Origin of the sequence: Shewanella sp. SG44-6, assembly GCF_014164185.1 — a bacterium.
Lineage (GTDB): Bacteria > Pseudomonadota > Gammaproteobacteria > Enterobacterales > Shewanellaceae > Shewanella > Shewanella vesiculosa.
In genome coordinates this window covers 1-2,395 of sequence record NZ_JACJER010000239.1, presented here as the reverse complement: position 1 = coordinate 2,395, position 2,395 = coordinate 1, and the positions used below count along the sequence as shown (strand labels likewise).

Sequence of the window (2,395 nt, the reverse complement as noted above, 5' to 3'; positions counted from 1 at the left end):
AATTCAGCAGTCGCTTGTAACTCTAGAGAAAATTCAGACATAAAAAAATCGGCCTCAGAAATAAATCTAAGACCGATTATGAAGCCTAGAAAAGATCGTTCAAGTCGCTTAAACGATCGGCATTAGTCAATACTCATGGTTAAAGAGCACTGATTAACAAGTGCTAACTAAAAGCTGTAGTTATATTGTACTGAATAATAAACAGCATTTGATCGCGTTTGTGCTGAAATTTCACTGCTATAACCAGGTATTTGAGCAAGAAGCTTACTGTCTTCTAATACGGTAACATCTTCTCCGCGCACAAAAGCGATGCCTAAATCAACGCTCGATTTTTGGCTTAAGTCGTAACTGACGCCAGCGGTATACCAAGTACGATCAGAATCAGGAATTGATAATGATGAATGCTGATTCACAACACCTTGATCCGATGCTAAACCTGCGCGCAAAGTGAGATCTCGAGTGGGATTATAAGTTGCCCCTAAGCTTAAAAACCATGAATCCTTCCAGTGGTATTCTTTTAAGTCGGCTTGGTCAACACCATTGGCACCATCTTTAACGACGATTTTGTCAAACGAGCTCCAATTGGTCCACTGAGCCGTGTAATGTAGCGCGAATTTATCGGTTAGCTGATGAAAACCGGCAAACTGAGCAATATCTGCGATAGGAATATCAATTTTATTGTATTCAGTGTACTGATAATTTACATCGCCTTTGGCGGTAAGTTTTGGGCTAATGCGGTAGCTTAAACCAAAACGATTATCTGGATTAACTTCATACACCACACCAACAATCCCACCTAAAGCCCAACCATCGGCATCAACATCCACTAAGTTGCCGATCTGTGGGTTGTCGCTCTTACGTGTGAGGGTTCCGCTACCATAAACGGCATCAACACCGAAGCCGAAACTGAACTCATCATTGACGCGATAAGACATGCTCGTGTTGAAGTTAACGGTAACGACTTCTGTGTTACCTAATAAATCAACTGGAGTTGGAAGTGGCACAGCATTGCCGCTTATAGTCGGTGTTTTATTGGCTAAGTTGCCTAAATCAGTGCCGGTGCCATAGTTACTGAATACCGCAACTCCGAAGGCCATTTTGTCGTTAATCGGGTTGATATAATAGAAATTCGGAATAACTTTTGCGTCAGCAGCGCTGTGTTCACTGCCAAAGGCGACATCTTGACCGCCAAAATTGCCTTTTGCATCCGATACCGACACATCGATATCAGCATAAACGACACCTAAAGATAATGCGGTTTCATCAAAGAGAGCCATAGCGGCAGGGTTACGAGATAAAACTGAGGCATTGTCAGCAATAACAGCATCCCCAGCCATTGCACGACCGATACCGGTAGCTGATTGACTATTTAACTGAAAACCGGCGGCTGATGCTTGTAAACTGATTAAGCTTACTGCGGTAGCAATGAGAGTCTTGTGGAATTTATTCATTATTATGTCCATTTATTATTACCGTTTTGTTCAAAGTTTATCCGCTTTAAACATTTGACGGTCAAAATTTAGGGCATCTTAGGTAAATGTGAACTATGTAACAACTCCGACCAGATGTTAGTTATTGTTAATATTAAGTTAATTCTAGTTTTTAGTCGTGAATTAGGTGTTTGATAGCATGGCAGTATATGTGAATTACAGCTCCATTTTCGGCGATAACGACACCCTGGTTAGCTTAAGTTAAATTTTATTCATCGTGGATGTTAAGCAACTGCTGGATTAAATTCATAGTATTAAGTTGCTCATAAATACTCAATTAGCCGTCATGGTAGGGGTTGTTTTTACAGCTTATTTATTCGTGTTGAGTTGGCAAGGTATGATAAGAAGGTAACTCAACTTCTATTAAGGAAGCTGAGTTACCAAGAAAACTTTTAATGCCATTATTGCGTTTTCAAAGACTCACGAAAAGCACTAAAATCAGCGATAGTTTTATCAGTTGGTGGTGATATTTTACTGACGATTACACCCACTAACATAGCGAAAATAAACCCTGGGACAATTTCATATAGCTCAAAAATACCGCCAGTCATTTGTTTCCAAACCACAACAGTTATAGCACCTACTAAAATCGTTGCAATTGCACCGTTGCGACTATAGCCTTGCCAAAACAGCGATAACAGCACTACTGGACCAAATGCAGCACCAAACCCGGCCCATGCATAACTGACTAGCCCTAAAACACTGCTTTCAGGATTAAGCGCAACAACTCCAGCCACTAATGCGATAGCTATAACGCCAATACGACCGACTAACATTAATTCTTTACTGCTGGCTTGTGGACGCAACCATTTAAGATAAAAATCCTCGGTGATCACGCTAGAGCAGACTAACAACTGCGAATCGATAGTACTCATGATGGCAGATAAGATAGCTGCAATAAGCAA

The 2,395-nt window shown here is 40.8% G+C and carries 2 protein-coding genes; both read right to left on the bottom strand.

Going from position 1 to position 2,395, the window contains the following annotated elements; translation table 11 throughout:
• Positions 1-167: 167 nt before the first annotated feature.
• Positions 168-1,451, bottom strand: a complete 1,284-nt coding sequence (locus H5185_RS21720; RefSeq protein WP_182743204.1) for an OmpP1/FadL family transporter — start codon at positions 1,449-1,451, stop codon at positions 168-170.
• 440 nt (positions 1,452-1,891) lie between these two features.
• Positions 1,892-2,395: sodium:solute symporter family transporter (locus H5185_RS21715; RefSeq protein WP_404948471.1), on the bottom strand; the 504-nt coding region annotated here is incomplete at its 5' end.